Annotated in this window: 11 protein-coding genes and 1 riboswitch; of the genes, 5 read left to right on the top strand and 6 right to left on the bottom strand. The window is 45.7% G+C overall.

Annotated elements, in window-relative coordinates; genetic code table 11:
* Window positions 1-279: 279 nt before the first annotated feature.
* Window positions 280-846 carry an ECF transporter S component gene (locus M8332_RS06640; protein WP_252780071.1) on the bottom strand — a complete coding sequence of 189 codons (567 nt, stop codon included), beginning with the start codon at window positions 844-846 and terminating at the stop codon, window positions 280-282.
* A 103-nt stretch (window positions 847-949) separates the two neighbouring features.
* Window positions 950-1038, bottom strand: a riboswitch (TPP riboswitch).
* 23 nt (window positions 1039-1061) lie between these two features.
* On the bottom strand, window positions 1062-2435 hold the full coding sequence (locus M8332_RS06645; protein ID WP_252780073.1) for a cytosine permease: 1374 nt from the start codon (window positions 2433-2435) through the stop codon (window positions 1062-1064).
* Between the two features lie 272 nt (window positions 2436-2707).
* On the opposite strand from M8332_RS06645, the gene M8332_RS06650 reads away from it, so the two are divergent.
* From M8332_RS06650 to M8332_RS06665, 4 genes are all read left to right on the top strand, one after another.
* Complete coding sequence (locus tag M8332_RS06650; protein WP_252780074.1) at window positions 2708-3262, top strand: nucleotidyltransferase family protein; 555 nt, start codon at window positions 2708-2710, stop codon at window positions 3260-3262.
* A gap of 138 nt (window positions 3263-3400) precedes the next feature.
* Complete coding sequence (locus M8332_RS06655) at window positions 3401-3691, top strand: hypothetical protein (RefSeq protein ID WP_252780075.1); 291 nt, start codon at window positions 3401-3403, stop codon at window positions 3689-3691.
* A gap of 3 nt (window positions 3692-3694) precedes the next feature.
* Window positions 3695-4501, top strand: coding sequence for an S-4TM family putative pore-forming effector (locus M8332_RS06660; RefSeq protein WP_289847016.1), 807 nt, complete (start codon window positions 3695-3697; stop codon window positions 4499-4501).
* Between the two features lie 111 nt (window positions 4502-4612).
* Window positions 4613-4879 carry a hypothetical protein gene (locus tag M8332_RS06665; protein ID WP_252780076.1) on the top strand — a complete coding sequence of 89 codons (267 nt, stop codon included), beginning with the start codon at window positions 4613-4615 and terminating at the stop codon, window positions 4877-4879.
* A 56-nt stretch (window positions 4880-4935) separates the two neighbouring features.
* Here M8332_RS06665 and M8332_RS06670 read toward each other — a convergent pair whose 3' ends face one another.
* The 4 genes from M8332_RS06670 to M8332_RS06685 form a co-directional block, all read right to left on the bottom strand.
* Window positions 4936-6243, bottom strand: a complete 1308-nt coding sequence (locus M8332_RS06670; protein WP_252780077.1) for an MFS transporter — start codon at window positions 6241-6243, stop codon at window positions 4936-4938.
* Window positions 6244-6568: 325 nt separating this feature from the next.
* Complete coding sequence (gene addA, locus M8332_RS06675) at window positions 6569-10291, bottom strand: helicase-exonuclease AddAB subunit AddA (protein ID WP_252780078.1); 3723 nt, start codon at window positions 10289-10291, stop codon at window positions 6569-6571.
* Window positions 10284-13844: a PD-(D/E)XK nuclease family protein gene (locus M8332_RS06680; RefSeq protein ID WP_252780079.1), complete on the bottom strand. Its 3561-nt coding sequence runs from the start codon at window positions 13842-13844 to the stop codon at window positions 10284-10286. The genes addA and M8332_RS06680 overlap by 8 nt, the downstream gene beginning before the upstream one ends.
* Entirely contained in the window at window positions 13841-14407 is a 567-nt protein-coding gene (locus tag M8332_RS06685) for an SDR family oxidoreductase (RefSeq protein WP_252780080.1), read from the bottom strand. The genes M8332_RS06680 and M8332_RS06685 overlap by 4 nt, the downstream gene beginning before the upstream one ends.
* A 159-nt stretch (window positions 14408-14566) precedes the next feature.
* On the opposite strand from M8332_RS06685, the gene M8332_RS06690 reads away from it, so the two are divergent.
* Complete coding sequence (locus M8332_RS06690; protein WP_289847017.1) at window positions 14567-15877, top strand: NCS2 family permease; 1311 nt, start codon at window positions 14567-14569, stop codon at window positions 15875-15877.
* Window positions 15878-15973 lie beyond the last annotated feature (96 nt).

The following is a 15973-nucleotide window of genomic DNA, read 5'->3' on the forward strand; positions in this document are numbered from 1 at the left end:
CCTCCGGAATGGACTCGGCAATAATCCAGATTATGGATACGAACTTCTTTCGACCGCTAATCATCAATACGAGGTTCAGGTCGTATCTAAATCCCTCCGCGCCCAAGGTGGCAGTGGCACGGTTGGAATTTATACTGTTATGCAGGACGGTACTTACAGCTTAAAGGCCTCAATATTTTCTGGTTTTCGGTTATAAAACCCGCTTTCTAAAAAACCAACCAAAAAAGCGATCAGCAATAATGCCGATCGCTTTTTTCCTTTCAAATGCCAATTACCACTTTATTTTTCTAACAAGTGCGCCCGTTCCAGCATCCGTGCAATCAACAGTGATAATACCCCACTGAAGAGAAATACTGACACCAAACTCACTAAAAACAACGCCACAATCAACCCAGCGCTAAAGCCAGCATAATCATGTTTTAACAACTGAAACCCAAACGTCACAATGGTCGTCGTAATCGAAGTTAACGTCACGCTCAGCCAACTGTAGTTTTTGTAGCCGGTCACCGCAAACCCGAGTTCAGAACCAACTCCCTGGACTACCCCGGAAATCAAAGTTGCTGCGCCCCAAATACCGCCGAGGAGCATTTCTACCACAGATCCGAGTAATTCTGCTAACAACCCGGAGCCGGGAATCCGTACGACTAATAAGGCCAACGGTCCCGAAATGGTCCAAAAACCTAGTAACGCAGCCCCAGCAAATGGTGCTAACCCCATGGGCGTCATCAAGGCCGTCACCGCCGTATAAATTGGATTCATAATCCAGAAAATTAATCCGGTCACGATTCCGATTAAAGTAACTAAAATAATGTTTTTCAAATGCCAAGCTGCTAACCAATGTTTCATGCTTTCATCCTCCGTTTGTGATTTCTGCATAATAAAAAGCACTCAACCACAGCTGAGTGCTTCAGAAAGACAAATTAAGATTGCACTAGTAACAATCGTCATTTCTAACGCGATAATCGTTCCCTGCGGTAGTTCTAACTACATCAGGTTCAATGGGTTTAATCTCAGCTCGTGGCACCCCAACTTTTTATTATGTCGTTAGTATAGCATACTTTTTACCGTATGCTGTGCTTTTTTTCCAAACCAAAGGCCCGGGAACAGCCGTAGTAAACCACGGCCGAGAGTGCCATTGTAATAAAGGTCGCCCCAATCGTTGCCTGAATCAGCGGCAGCTGCTTCAACAGCAGGTAGACAACCACCCCTACCACTAGAGTTCCTACGGCAATCACATTGTAGCCACCCTGATACCATAACGGCCCCTTGGGATTTGCCAACGTCTCTGGCGTGTAGTTATCCCGGTTCAGGCAGAAGTAATCCACACACATGATGGCGATGATTGGGCCTAGTAACATCCCGGTATAGTCTAGAAAGGCAATGAAAGCCGCCAGGAAACTCCCACTCAATAACGGCACAAAGGTCAATAACATCGAAACCACGGTGATGATTACGAGGGCCTTATTAAAACTCACCTTGTGAAACACATTGTTCAAAGCGGAGGCGCCGGCCTGAATGTTAACGGCATTAGCAGTCATGCTCGTCAACACAATTACGATCATGGCGATGAAGCCTAAGCCAAGCTTATTGGCAATAATACTAGGATCAGAGTTATTAGCATCGTAACTGCCTGACGTCAGCGCCACGCTAATCGTGGTACAAATTCCAATCAGGATGAAGCTAAGTAGTCCCAGCAACGCCCCCCAGAATGGCGCACTAACAGCTACGTGTTTACTGCGGGTAAACCGGGTAAAATCGGCCCCACCAGTGACCCAGCCTAGTCCCGCGGCGGCAATCGTATCAATGCCCAGTCCCAACGCCATCTTTTGGGAGGCGGGAACGTGGTAGTGAAGTAAATCGGTCAACGAAACGTTTTTAAACACCACAATCGTTTCTAAAATCACAAAAATAATGACTAAAATGACCCCAATTCGTTCCACCAGCTGCACGGAACGTTGCCCGGCTACAATACTTAGAATGTGCAACACACTCATGATGGCAATCCCGACAATCATGCCCAGGTTACCACCGGGCTGGCCAAATAGTGGCCATTTAAACAGGCTGTGAAAAATAAAAGCGAGGGACGTAGCAGCAATAAAAGTATTCACGGCCGTCCAGCCCAAGAAGAGGGTAATGTTGATTAACGAAGGAATCAGACTGCCCCGAATTCCAAATGAACCCCGGGAAAGCACCGTAGTGGTCTCCCCCGTTTGGTAACCAACGTACCCCATCATACTCAAAAAGAGGTAGGCCAGCACGCCGGCAATCAGCGTGGCCAGGGTGCCCCCCATTAAGCCACAGGCGGCCACGACCCCGCCGAGAAACCAGGTTCCGTTGTTCGCGTTCGCCCCAAACCAGGTCGCAAACATATCCCAGTAATTCATGTTCCGTTCGTTTTCCGGAATGACCTGAACCGCGTATTTGCTATTATTCAATATAGTTTCCTCCAAAATATTAACATTTTGTGTCTGTTTTATATCAATAATCGTCTTTATTAGTATAGCAGAGATATATAAATCTGAAATATCCATGTATAATTAATTGCAAATTAATTATTCTTGTTTTAAATAATTAAACATCCAAAAATTAATTAATAGAAATATATTAGAAATTAAATTATAATATTGAAGATATACTTTCATATTTTAGTTTTATTTTTATTTAAGAGGCAAACATATTATTTCGTTTTAACAGATGGAGGTTTTTTATGAGCATTAGTTCTTGGTTTTCTGATTATGTAAAAGATAATATTAATATTTCGAAAAATAAGAATAGTGAAGGGAAGAGAAGCAGAGACTGGCTAATTGAACAGATATCAAAATTAAGTAACAGGAGTGGTTTCCCATCACTATATCCTAATGAATACGATGTTAAAATGGGGTCTTACGCACGTAAAACACAAATTAAACCTCTTGATGATATTGATCAAATGATTGTTTTTAACGCATGTGGTTCTACAGCAAATTTTGATTCGAGTAATTGGAATGATATAAAAATAAATGTACCAGAAAATGCTACAAATTTAATTAAATTTGTTGGTGAAAATGGATTAAGTTCTATAAAACTTATGAATCGATTGAAAGAATATTTAAAATCTATTAATCAATATAGAAATGCTGAGATAAAAAGAAATAATCAAGTTATTAGACTAGATTTAAACAGTTATGAATGGGGATTTGATATAATTCCAGGATTTAGAACTGTATATGATTCAAAAGGTAATTACTATTACATAATGCCAAATGGTAAAGGAACGTGGTAAAAAACAAATCCACGAATAGACAGGGAAAATTTAAATAACTACCAAAAAAAATCTAATGTAGACATCAGAGAAGCAATTCGAATTTTAAAATATTGGAAAAACAACCATTATTATGTTTGTAATATAGACTCTTATTTAATGGAAACAATCGTATTAGATTTTTTAGATATTTCAGGATCAATGGAAATTAGCAAATTAAGGATATTTATTGAACAATTTTTAAAATATTTAAAAACAGCAATTTTTAACCCAGTAGAAGATAGAAAACATATTCAAAATAACCTCAATCATTTAGATTCTTTTGAGCAACTACGTATAAATGATACTGTAAATAAATTTATTGAAATTGTAAGTAGTGCAAATACTTTAGAAGATAATTGCAATGAAGAGCAATCCAAAAATAAATGGATTCAATTTTTTGGTGATTAAAATATGTGTGGAAAAAACTATATTCTTTTTTCAGAACATCAGAATAATGAAGATATGATTAATCTTCTCTTATTGCAAAGAAAAAAATACTCATTTGCAAAAAAAATTAGTACAATACCATTTCTATTATCAGTAATATTAATTTTTATAAAATCATACTCATATTACACTACCATCTTTTCCATTGTTTTTTCAATAATATCTTTTATTATAATTAGAATATCCAAAAATAAGGTGAAAAATGCAGCCACTATTCAAGAATTATTCGATACATCACTATATAAACTTCCATGGAACAATATTTTAGTCGGTGAAAAACCACAAGTAGATTACCTGGAAAATTATAAAGAAAGTAAGAAAAAAACATTAAAAAATTGGTATAAAATACCTGAAGAATATAAAAATAAGAATGAAATAATATTAAATTGTCAATGTCAAAATTTGAAATGGGACAAAAATCTCAATTTATTACTATTTATTTCAATTATATTATTTTTTATAGTTATCTGGATTATAAGTATATGGCGTAACTATAGTTTAGTTTCTATTCTAATAGTATTTTTTCCAGCATTAACACAAGTAATATCACATATATTTAATATTTTAGATATTTATACCTCCGAAAATACATTGATAAAAAGAATAAACAAATTAAAAGAAAAAGAATACTCCAAAACAGATTTAAGGCAGATTCAGGATTATTTATTTATAATAAGATGCAACACTACTATGACTCCCGATTTAATTTACAAAATATATTATTTTTTATTTATGTTGATAATGCAAAAAATAATTTGTATTAAGTATTAGTAAACAAAGTTAAATAATAATCAAATCCCTTAACAATTCAAACCGGTTACACCCATGTAAGCGGAAACATGGTAAAATAGAAGTGTAGATAAGAAAGAAAGGAGAATCGCAATGATTATTTTATTACATGCTTTAATTGGAATCGTTGGCTTTGTTAGTGCCGGGGTCCTTGGAATTAGTTTCATGGGCCATACTCAAGAATTATCAACCATGCAACGTTGGTCCTTAATTTTAACGGTTAGTGCCATTGGAATTACCGCTGTACTCGGACTATACTACATGGCTGGAATCTGGGGTGCCTTAGTTTCCGCTCTCTTACTAGCTTACTTTGAATACGTTTGTTTCTTTAAGGAAGCTAAAACCGTTCACAATAACTAATTACATAAAAAGCGCTGACCGAACCTCGGTGAGCGCTTTTTTTCTGTTTTTCATGATTAGGGTAATCTTACTAAGCCTACGGCGGCCGTCCCCGCGATCCAAAAGAGGCTACCGACTAACATCAGCGTTGGCAGGGAATTCCCAATTAGCGGCAATATCACCACACTGAACAGCGAAGCAACGATCTGGGGCACGCACACCTGCGCATTAAACAACCCTTGGTACACGCCGGCGTTCTGGGCAGGAACGGCATCCATCACAAAGGCCAGGGGATAAATAATGATGCCAGCCCACCCAACTCCAATTAACATAAAGGCGACCACCATTCCGACAACTGAATGCAAGATTCCGACTCCGACAAAGCCCACGGCCCCAACGGCTAATGTCAGCCCCAAGGCGCGAACTTGATGGTGACGAGGAACTCGGGCTAGTCCAATGGCCATCACTGCGGCTGTCAAAGCATAAATTCCTGACAAGACCCCAAACAAGTTCCCGCCTTGTTGATAGGCTGCGCTCGCCGGGTTCGTTGCTTGGTAAACGTTGGCAGCAACCGTCCCCGCGCCATACGTCCATAGAAGCGCAAAGGCCACAAACGCCAAACCCTGCACTAACGCAATTGCCCAAAAAATCGGTGGCGCCTGTCTAATCAATGCCCAACTGCTAGGCGGGGTGGGTCGCGATGGGCCTTGGTACCGTTCAAGTTCCGCCGGGGCGTATTCGTGCACATGCAGCACGGTTAAAATGGTACAAACGGTTAAAAGCAACGCCGTCAGGTAAAAAACCAATTTAATCGTGAGCGGAGCCACTCCAGCTGGGGCGGTATTCGCAATCCCCAGTTGGGATAACAGCCAGGGGGTGATTGCCGCGAGAATGCCCCCACCGTTTACCATGATACTTTGTAGTGCCGTGACCTGACCCTTTTGTTCACTATTCACCATGTCCCCAATCAGAATTTTAAAGGGGGCCACGCAAGCATTTGCGGCCACGATGTACAGTAACACGAGCGTGGCACCAATGCTTAAAACTAACGGGGTTGAAAGGCCCCAGTCTCCGACATTGGGGAGTAGCACTAATGTGACATCAGCTAGCATCGTCCCCCCGAGTAGATAGGGTAAGCGTCGTCCTACGCGGGGTAGCCACGTTGCATCCGAAAATTTACCTAAAACGGGCTGGGTAAGCATGCCCGTTAGCGGGGGAATCAGAAAGAGAAACGCTAATAACTGGGGACTCGCGCCAAACGTCTGCAATAAGCGCCCTAATTGCGAATTCTCGAGGCCTAGCGACATTTGCGCTCCCAAAAGGCCAAAGCTCAACCAGAAGATTTGGCGAAACTTAAGGGATGGTAATGGTTGCGGGGTGGGCATCGTGCACTTCCTTTCCGGGTTTATTCTCATTGTACTGATCAGCTACTGGAGTTTCAAATTCAAAAATCACGTTATTAATTCACAATTAAATTACTTTTTTTCGCACAAGGCGCGCCCCCTGCTTTCCAAGCAAGGGTGGTAACCTCCGCACCATTTTCGCAGGCTGTGCCGGCCTTTCCGGGGGGCTTTGTCCTGGCACCGCGCACCACATCCTTAGCAGTCAGCGAAGCCAAACTTGTAACCCGTTCCCACACCAAACAAATCCAATCCTAAGCAACTAAAAAAGAAAGCTGAATCCAACTTGGAACTGGCTTTCTTTTTTGCTCTATTTTTCGTTGGTGGTAAGCGGAACCAGCTGCTGGTTCGCAAGTAAGTATAAGTACTTCTGTCGCACCGGTTTATGCAAAATGTCTTGCAGCGCCAGGGCATAAAGGTTCACCTGACCGGTGTACTGCTCCTTAATTTGCTCAATTGAGGCCGCTGGATGCGCGGGATTCACAAAGCTCGTTTTGTAATCAAACAAAAGTGGTCCTTCCTCTGGATCATCGAGGTAGCCATCGATAATTCCGTGGACCAGGAGCTGTTGCTCCGGGTCATTGTGAAATTCTGAAAAGAGCCGCTGGGCTTTGATAATCAGTGAGAAGGGAACCTCCCGATGTAGCCGGTCCGGAAATTGGCGGATCCGTTGCCCCACATCCGTCTGGTAGAACGCTACGACGGCCTGGCGATTAATCTGCTCCGCCACCGCTGCAGTTAAGAGCTGTCCCGTAACTAGATTCTTAATTAACGCTTCGACGCGCTCTTCGGTAACCGGTTTGGTCACGTCGAGTTTCTGCAGAACCAAGTGGGTCGCGGTTCCCACCTCCTGGGGCGTTGGCTTAGCGACTGTTTGCATAAATTGCGGTTGCCCAAACTGCTCACTCTGGTACCGGGTTCGTTGCAAAATTTGATGGCCCGTATCAGCAACGCTCCCTAATTGAATGTTATCTGGATCGTCAAACTGACGTTTAATTTCTGATACCGATTGATACGCCGTCGTTTGCGCGGCATCCGCAAACGGATACTGAAACTCCAGCAACCGGTTAATTTCCGCTGGCTCCGTAGCAGGTCCGGTGAACTCTACGTCAGTAGCAGATTCAGTCGCTGGGGTGATTGCTTCTAACTCCGTGGGATGGACAAATTCCACTGTAAATTCACTCGGATCAGCCTGAAGCTCCGGTAGGGTCAAGTCGTCATCCAGGAACGCTTGCGACTGCGGATGACGTACCAGAGCCATCCCAATCCAAGTTAAGAAGTTATTAGCACTACTCCGATTTGCCTGGTTAAGCACCAGATGCGGGCTTTGACCCGCCTGCGACCACCTTTGCAAGGTACTTTCTTCGGCCGTCTGCTTGGTCGTTCCCTTGACAATTCCCGTAATAATTAACTTCTGCTTGGCTCGGGTTAAGGCCACGTATAGTTTCCGCATTTCTTCGGCTTGCGCCTTTTGTTTTAACGAATTGGTAATCGCCACGTACTGCAACGTGGTGACCTGCTCGTGGCGGTCAGGATAGTAATACTTAATTCCTAAGCCCAGCTGATCATCAACCACAAACGGGTCTTTCAACTCACTTTGATTGGATTGATGGTGAACATCAATCACAAAGACTACCGGATATTCAAGCCCTTTACTCCCATGAATCGTTTTGACCGTCACGGAGTTGGGATCCACGTCGACACTAGCTTCCGCGAGGTCGTTGGCATCCTTTTGCAGTCGCTTGATGAACTGCACAAAGGCGAACAAACCCTGAAATCCGTTCCGTTCATACTCTTCTGCTCGCTGATAAAGCGCGTGCAGATTAGCCTGCCGTTTCTTACCGGCTGGCATCCCCCCCACGTAGTCTAAGAACCCCGTTTGGTTGTAAATCTCCCAGATTAGTTCCGCCAAACTATGCTTGGTAGCGTAATCACGCAGGTTCGTTAGTTGTTCCAAAAACTGGTTAACCTTGCTCAATACCCGATTACCGAACTCCGTCTGGGTTTGTTCTTGATATTCTTTTTGCAAGTCCAAAACGGCTTGATAATAGTTTCCCGTTTTTTTCGTAATCCGGATGAAGGCTAATTCATTTTCGTCTAACCCCACTAACGGCGAGCGTAACACTGCCGCCAACGGAATGTCTTGGGCAGGATTATCAATGATTTGCAATAATGACAGCATAATTTGAATTTCCGCCGTTTTAAAGTAACTTTCAGCTCCATCACTGTTCAAGGGAATTTGATGGTCGGCAAAAATGCTGGCAATCTCAAAGTTATTCCGCTTGGTCGAGGACAACAACGCGATGTCACCATACTGCAAGGGCCGTTTTTGACCCAACTTGCGATCGTAGATCTGAAAGCCAGCGGTCATCATCGTTTCAATCTTGTTCGCAATCAATTCAATCTGGAGTTGGTCGTTGGTTAACTGAGTTTGTTGCTGATCGTCCTGATCAGTAGCCAGTAACATTACTTCCGTGGTGGTGTCCAAATCGTCTGGATAATCCTTCGCCCCAAATTGCAACTGGGCATCCCCAGTATAATCAACTTCCCCAAAGGAGCGGTCCATGATCTGTTCAAAGATGAGGTTCGTAAAGTGGTCCACGTTCGCTACTGACCGGAAGTTATCGGGCAACGTAATCAGTTGATGAGGATTATCAGGATCCGGGTACGTATGATACTTGTCCATAAACATCTGCGGATCCGCCAACCGGAAGCGATAGATCGACTGTTTCACGTCCCCGACCATGAAGAGGTTCGGGTGGGCTGGATTCTTAATCGTGCCTAAGATAGCATCCTGCAAGTGATTATTATCCTGATATTCATCAACCATGATTTCGTTAAACTGCTGCTGAAGTTGCGTCCGCAAGGAAACGCCCGCTTCGGACTGATTGGTTAGGATTCGAAACGCAAAGTGCTCGATATCCGTAAAATCGTAGGCATGCCGTTGGCGCTTCACCGTGGCATACTGCATTGCAAAGGCATGCACCACCTCGATTAACTTATGAATTAGCTGAGCTGCATCGTCATTTAGCGTCTGCAGACTCGCTTCATCAGCCCAAAAGTAATTATCTTTAATGTCATCAAATTGTTTTTTAACGTCATCCCGCAAATGTTTACATTGGTCTTTGCCCGCTAACTGGGCTTCATCCACGTCATTTTTTTTAACGCTGGGGAAGCGTTTAAAATTTTGCTGGTTAAAGACCGTCCGCAACTGATCCCAACTGCTGGAGCCTAGCTTTTCTGCCAGTGCTTCAATTTGGTCCTGTTCAGCCGCTAAAAACTGCTCCACTTTATCGATTCCAACCTGTTGGGCTAATTGCCGAGCTTGTCGGTATGAAGCCAGCATCTGCTCCAACTGGTTCTGTAAATCTGGCAGTAAATCATCTCGGTACAGATGACTATCCGTCAGGGACCCATCAACTTGGTAAAATTCTCCTAACTGATCAAGCCACTGATCCGGATCCTGGTTCACGTTCGCTATTTCGTACAGACGTAACACCAAATCAGTCAACCCGTCGTCACTGCGATCGTTGGAGAAGTTGCGGGTTAACTGGGCAAACCGGTGATCCCGATCGTTTCCATACAATTCCTCGCGGACCTCGCTCCAGACATCCGTTTGTAACAGCGTCCGCTCGCTCGTGTTCGTTAAAATCCGAAAGTCAGGGTCCAAGTTAATGACGTAGTAGTACCGCTTGACTAGCCACAAACAAAAGGCATCCATGGTTTCAATGTGCGCCGTAGTCAGCTTGCGCAGTTGGCGAACTAGATGTTGTTTGGGCGCTTGCTCCTGGGTGTGCTTCAGTTCCGTTTGCAGGGCATCGTGAATTCGTTCTCGCATTTCCTGGGCTGCAGCGTTCGTAAAGGTCACAATCAGTAACTGGTCCACATCGACGCCGGCTTTAATTTTCCGCATCACTCGCTGGGTTAACACGCTGGTCTTACCTGATCCGGCTGAGGCCGATACCAGCATGTTTCCAGCGGCATCATTCTGAATCGCGGCTAATTGGCCCGGGGTCCATTGGGGTTCACTCATGGCGGTCTCCTTTCTGTTCATCTCGTAGTTTTTCCAACACTGCTTTCATGCTGAGATTTTCCACCTCACGATAGTTATTTTCGGCTAGTAGCGGGTCAAACTGCATCACGGCTTGGTAGGGTGAATTCGTAATGGTGGATCTAGCTTGGAACCGGGCCGGCCATAACCGCGTATCACCAGCAAAAATTCTTTTTCCAGCCGTTTGAATCAACCGTTCTGTATGGTGAATTACCCGATCCAAATCGGCTTGGGAAATGACGCTACTCTTCTGCTTATTAAAGCTATCATTTTTTTGGTTAAAGGCAAACGGATAGATGTCGCTAACATCCTGATCACCTAATGACTTCAAGACCGCTTGATCAGCCAGCAAAATGCCACTGTACTTATGTTTTTTTAACAGGTTGCTCTGAATTGCGTGCACATCCTGCCAGTGCTCCAAATCCTTTGGTTTCAGCACCGGATTAAAGACGCGCAAATACAGCGCTCCAATTAGCTTAGCCTGGTCCGCATCACTAATAGCATCAAGGTTCTTTAATACTGCATCCATGTACGTCATCATCTGCATGGCGGTCCCATCGTAGATCTCGGCAAAGTTAATCTTATGCTGACTCGACTTGTAATCCACAATGTTTAAGTAATCCGTCCCAGCAACATCCATGCCGTCAATCCGATCAATCCGACCCTGCACACTGACCTGCTGATCATGACCTAAATCAAATTGCAACTCCTGGTAGCGCTGACCGGGGCCAAAGGCAACCTCGGTTTGCCGGGGGCGCATGTGCACGTGCCGTGCTTGATTGCGCAGGGTCTGCGCCATCTCATTAACCGTCTGAATTAATTGACCCTTTAAGTAGTTCATCCGCTCTGAACTCTGCAGAATTTCGTAGCGTTGTGTCCGATCAGCCTCAATCAATTTGGTCGTAACCTCCGTGACCAACTCTTTGATTTGCTGATTATCCAGCTCACCCAGTTCTAGCTTTTGCTGGTTAACCACCTTCATCAGTTGATCGAGGGCATCATGATAAAAGGAGCCCGTTTCGGCCGCATTAATCTCAAATTCATCGCGTTCTTTTAGCCGTAACCCATATTCCAAGAAGTATTCATACGGATTGGAATAAAACTCTTCCAACTTCGAAATTGAGGTCAGAATCCGTTGCCCGTACAGGCCGGTTACAATCTCTGGTTGCAACGGTGTCGGTTCATTACGATAGTCCAAACTACTCATCAGATTCCGCGTCAGGTGCTGCAATGTGGGATCAACTGCTTGTTCCAACGTTTTTTGAATGGTTGCCCAACTAGGATTCAATGGCTGGCGCTGTTTTTTACTAGCGAGCGCCACCGGAATCAGGTATTTCAATGTCGCCCGGGGTGAACCAAGGTACGGCTGGACATCGAGGTTAGTTGCATCCGGCTGAGCGTGGAATGTTTCTGTGGTCAAACCAAAGAATTCCTGAATCCGTTGCACGTAGGGGGACTGTTTTAGCAACGCATCATCGGTCCCATTGCCGACGTGGTGGGAAAAATACAACTGATCCTGGGGCGTCAGAAAGGTTAGATAATCCTCGTAGGGTTCCGCCACCATCTGGGTTTCGCTGGTGGTGGCCAAAAATTGATCTGCTGCCAACTGTTCCCCTAGTTGATCTCGATCCCCATCGCTCAATAGACTCTGACGTTCAATCCGCACCGGTAAGTTGTGGTCATCAGCACCTACCACGATCGTAATCCGCTTATTCCGGAGGTGGTACCGCCCCATTTCTGAAATCGTTACCTGATCCAAGGTCGACGGAATCTGGGAGTAGGTGGCCCCCACAAAACCGGCTTGTAAGAGCGCTAAGAAATCATCTTGAACGAATTCCTGGTCGCCCAATACGTTCACGTAGTCATCTAGAATGTGGCAAAATTCATTCCACACCTGTTCGGCCTGGCCCGCTTCCTGGAGCTTGCCAGCCTCCGTCGCCTGCTGTTGCCACTCTTGCAACCGAGAAGGCACCCCATGGTTCACCAAAAATTGATACAAAATTTGGGCGGCTTCTCGCCCCGTTTGGGCTTGGGTCAGTCGTCGGTAAAACGGTGGCAAGTTGTCCTTTACAAAGTGGCGAATCTGATTGATTGCCTGGGAAAAGGCCTGGTTCTTATCCACGACTACCCCCGTGGTTTCATCCACGACGGTCGTATACTTCCAGTCCGCTTGCTGCGTCCATTTCTTCCCGTAGTAGCCGTTTTTAAGGACTAGGTTTTCACACAGGGCCAGTTGCCAGCGAAACTTGTCCAGACCTTCAAAATGTTTTTCATCCTGTTTAGGAATTAACAACTCCGTTTTCAAGAGCTTCATCACGTCTTCGTACCGGTAGTTGCGGGCCCGGTTCGGCTTGTAGATTGCAAAAAGCGCTTGTAAAAGCACCACCAACGGGTGATTTTCCATTTGCTTTTGAATATCAGTGAAATACGGAATTTGTTGCAGCGAAAAGATTGGATCAATGATGTTTTCGTAGTCGCTCAGGTTTCTGGCCACCACTAAGAAATCTCCATACCGGTACTTTCCGGTGGCAACTAATTGTCGAATCTTGGTGGCAACGTTCATCAACTCGTCGAAGGGAGTGGCCGCTTGTAAGACGTGCAGATTGGGATTCGTTGCGGGGGCTTTTGGAAGTTTCCGTTCCAACTCGCTACTGCTAATCCAGTACTCCTCTAATTGGGCTAGCCCTGGCTGTAAGTCCCGAGCTGGCGCATACTGATCGGGCAATATTCGGCTATGTTCCTGGGCATACTGGTACAACCGGTAATATAAACGGCCGGGTTGGGCAAAAAAGGTTTCTGGACTGGGCGCCGCCTCACGAACGGGTTGTTCCAGCGTTAAATCTACGACCACGTGGGCCCTTCTGATTAAGGTGTGAACCAATTGCAATTCCTGCGCCGTTAACTCACTAAAGCCGGTAAAGTAAAAGTGCAACTGCCCTAATTGCTGGGCTGGCATCCGTAAGAGGGATTCATTTAGTAGTTCTAGAGTGGCTGCTTGATACAGGTATTTGCCGTCGGTTGCCTGCAAAAAGGCCCGGTAAATGAGCTCCAAGTCGTGCAGTTTGTTGCGCAGTTCTCCGGTGGTATTATCCTGCAACTGGTGCAAATCATCGGGACTCAGGTTGCCCTGCTGTAGCTCCATTAGTTGTTCGGCCACCTGCTGAATGAAGCCCGCCTGTTGGCCTTCGCCACGGTAGATGGTTAAATCAGCTTCATGCTCTGTAATAATTTGGAAAATAATCATGTTGATTGCTACTGGAGACAATTGCGGAACCTGGTAAGCCGGTTGGTCCCGTAAAAAGTACCAAATTAACCGGGAAAACGAAAAGGTTTGAATTTGATTTTGGGCGTAGGTGGCCCGTTGTTTCAGGTTCAAGCGTTTGAGGGTTCCCAGTTCCGCTTCAAACTTGACGTTGTTTGGGACAATTTGAAAGTACTGATCGTCCGGATGCTGCTCCGCCGCTCGGTGCATTGATTGGACAACTTGACCAAAATGCTCCGCACTAGCAGGTCCAAGAATAAACTGTAAGCTCATAGTGCCTCCGTTTCTGTTTCCACCACCGCAAGTGACTGGTTGGCGTACTTTCCGCCGATTGCAGCAGCAATTAAAGCCGTGATTGTTTCATATGAAACAACGCCCGTTGGAACTGGCTCGCCCTCATTAAAGAGGTGGGGAGAGCCTTGCCGCCGAGCGACTAACCGCCCGGGCCGGAAAATGGTATAGGGCAACTCCGTTTCGTCAATAATTTTACTGGCATAGCGCTGTTCGCGAAAGTATTCGCGCACATCGGTCACCCCCGGATACTCCAAGTTCCCTCGGACCTCTCCATTGACACCGGCCGCAGAAACGAAAACCCAGCGCTGCACCTCGACGTGGGCGCGTTGGAGCGCCGTTGCTAACTCTGTGACCACTAAATCGACATCCGCCGGACCGGCCGTCACCACTACCGCGGCCAGGTGCGGGGGAAGAGCAGTGTAAGCAGTCGCCGTCGTTAATTGGTGCCGCTTCGTTAGCAGCTTTGTCTGGTCAGTTTGCAAATGGTCCTGTACGTAGTCAGTGAGGGGACCCCGCCCCACCAGTAAAATTGTGTCTGTCATTGTTCCACCTCGTTCCCTCTATTTTAGCATTTCACGCCAAGACTAAGTCGCGTTGCTGCCAAGCGTAAAGTTCGGGTTTGAATTATTTTGACTGTCGTTGTATGATTATATAGTAATATTCAGACTTAATCACGAACATTACCCGCAAAGGAGATTGTTATGGGCAATAAAATTGCGTCATTTTTTCACTTTCAAACGTTAGGGACTAATTTTCGAACCGAAACACTCGCCGGAATTACGACCTTCATTTCCATGGTTTACATCTTATTCGTCAATCCAGACGTCCTCGGCGCCACTGGAATGGATAAGGGCGCTGTTTTCACAGCGACCGCCCTCGCCACAGCTTTTGGTTGTATCTTAATGGGGGTCATTGCCAATTATCCGTTCGCATTATCAGCGGGGCTCGGAATTAACGCCTTCTTTGCCTACTCCGTCTGCATCGGCATGAAGGTTCCCTGGCAAACCGCAATGAGCGGGGTCTTAATCGCTTCGGTCCTTTTCATCATCCTCACGGCCCTGAAACTCCGCGAAAAGATTATCGATGCAATTCCAACCGATTTAAAGGCCGCTATTGGCGGGGGGATTGGCCTGTTCATCGCTTTTATTGGGTTTCATAACGGGGGACTGGTGGTGGCTAACAAAAGCACCCTGGTTAGTTTGGGCTCCCTGACAAATCCCCTCACGCTCCTAACCATTGCCGGGCTAATCATTACCCTCTTCCTCATGAGCGCAAGGGTCCCCGGGGCCATCTTCGTCGGCATGGTGATTTCATCCGTAATCGGAATGGCCACGGGGTTAATTAAGCTTCCGCACGCCCTTGTCGCCACCGTTCCCAGCATTAAGTCCACGTTCTTAGTAAGCCTGTTCAACTTAAATCAGATTAATACGCCAAAACTCTGCGTGGTCGTATTGACCTTCTTATTAGTAACCTTCTTTGATACGGCCGGCACCCTAATCGGACTCGCTGAACAAGCTGGTTACATGCGGGATAACCGCATGCCACGGGTCGGACGTGCTCTAGCAGCGGACTCCACGACCATGTTGTTTGGTTCGTTGCTCGGAACCTCGCCCATGAGTGTCTACGTAGAATCCTCAGCGGGGATTGCCGTGGGGGGCCGGTCCGGCTTTACCGCCATCGTTACTGGAATCATGTTTATCTTTGCCCTCTTCTTTTCTCCGCTTCTCGCGGTCATTACCAGTCAAATCACTGCGCCGGCTCTCATCATCGTCGGCGTGCTCATGGCAAAATCACTGGCCCAGGTCAATTGGAACCGGTTTGAACTAGCCGCCCCCGCCTTCTTGATTGCCGTGGGGATGCCCCTCACTTACAGTATCTCGGATGGGATTGCCTTCGGGTTTATAGCCTACCCAATCACCATGATTGCTGCTAAGCGGGGCAAGGAAGTTGGCTGGATGATGTACGCTCTCGCAATTGTCTTTCTGATTTTCTTCCTAATCCTCAAAAATTAAATTTTAGTAAAAAGTCCCGGTCCTCAGTCCGGGACTTTTTTATCCCCTCGAAAAATGCGCCTGTGATTGCTATAATAGGGGTATTGTCGTTAATTA

This window comes from Fructilactobacillus ixorae (genome assembly GCF_024029915.1).
In the GTDB taxonomy this organism is placed as follows: Bacteria; Bacillota; Bacilli; order Lactobacillales; family Lactobacillaceae; genus Fructilactobacillus; species Fructilactobacillus ixorae.

Coding starts and splice junctions, on each gene's coding strand:
- addA (WP_252780078.1), bottom strand. CDS start 10,291: ATGAGTGAACCCCAATGGACCCCGGGCCAATTAGCCGCGATTCAGAAT.
- M8332_RS06685 (WP_252780080.1), bottom strand. CDS start 14,407: ATGACAGACACAATTTTACTGGTGGGGCGGGGTCCCCTCACTGACTAC.
- M8332_RS06690 (WP_289847017.1), top strand. CDS start 14,567: ATGGGCAATAAAATTGCGTCATTTTTTCACTTTCAAACGTTAGGGACT.
- M8332_RS06665 (WP_252780076.1), top strand. CDS start 4,613: ATGATTATTTTATTACATGCTTTAATTGGAATCGTTGGCTTTGTTAGT.
- M8332_RS06670 (WP_252780077.1), bottom strand. CDS start 6,243: ATGCCCACCCCGCAACCATTACCATCCCTTAAGTTTCGCCAAATCTTC.
- M8332_RS06640 (WP_252780071.1), bottom strand. CDS start 846: ATGAAACATTGGTTAGCAGCTTGGCATTTGAAAAACATTATTTTAGTT.
- M8332_RS06650 (WP_252780074.1), top strand. CDS start 2,708: ATGAGCATTAGTTCTTGGTTTTCTGATTATGTAAAAGATAATATTAAT.
- M8332_RS06680 (WP_252780079.1), bottom strand. CDS start 13,844: ATGAGCTTACAGTTTATTCTTGGACCTGCTAGTGCGGAGCATTTTGGT.
- M8332_RS06660 (WP_289847016.1), top strand. CDS start 3,695: ATGTGTGGAAAAAACTATATTCTTTTTTCAGAACATCAGAATAATGAA.
- M8332_RS06655 (WP_252780075.1), top strand. CDS start 3,401: ATGGAAACAATCGTATTAGATTTTTTAGATATTTCAGGATCAATGGAA.